Origin of the sequence: Nocardia cyriacigeorgica, from assembly GCF_010858045.1 — a bacterium.
In the GTDB taxonomy this organism is placed as follows: Bacteria; Actinomycetota; Actinomycetes; order Mycobacteriales; family Mycobacteriaceae; genus Nocardia; species Nocardia cyriacigeorgica_E.
Genome location: NZ_JAAGVC010000098.1, coordinates 1 through 719, shown reverse-complemented (window position 1 = coordinate 719; position 719 = coordinate 1). Strand labels below are relative to the sequence as shown.

1 protein-coding gene is annotated in these 719 nt (G+C 69.4%); it reads right to left on the bottom strand.

The features are described from left to right. On the bottom strand, positions 1-719 hold a 719-nt coding region (locus GV790_RS28860; RefSeq protein ID WP_175586033.1), incomplete at both ends, for a PLP-dependent transferase.

Here is a 719-nt window from a genome sequence, read left to right as displayed (position 1 = left end):
AGGTCGGTGAGGATGTCGTCGATGCCTTCGATGCCGACGGCGAGGCGGACCAGGCCGGGGGTGACGCCGGCGGCGAGTTGTTGGTCGGGGGTGAGTTGGGAGTGGGTGGTGGAGGCGGGGTGGATGACCAGTGAGCGCACGTCGCCGATGTTGGCGACGTGGGAGTGCAGGGTGAGCGCGTCGACGAACTTCTTGCCGGCGTCGACGCCGCCGGCCAGTTCGAACGACACGATCGCCCCGACGCCCTTGGGTGCGAGCTGGCGGCCGCGTTCGTACCAGGGTGAGGACGGTAGCCCGGCGTAGGCCACCGATTCGACCTCGGGGCGGTGGGTGAGGAACTCGGCCACCGCGACCGCGTTGGCGACGTGGCGTTCGATACGCAAACTCAGGGTTTCGATGCCCTGGGCGATGAGGAAGGCGTTGAACGGCGAGACCGCCGAACCCAGATCCCGCAACAGTTGCACCCGGGCTTTCAACGCATACGCCGGGGCACCGAGGTCGGCGAACACCGCGCCGTGGTAGCTGGGGTCGGGAGTGGTGAACCCCGGGAACCGGGACCGGCCGTCGCTGTCGCGCACGGTCCAGTCGAAGCGGCCGCCGTCGACGATCACTCCGGCCACCGCGGCGCCGTGGCCGCCGAGGTATTTGGTGGCCGAGTGCACCACGATGTCGGCGCCGTGGGCCAGCGGCTGGATCAGATACGGGGTGGCGACGGTGTT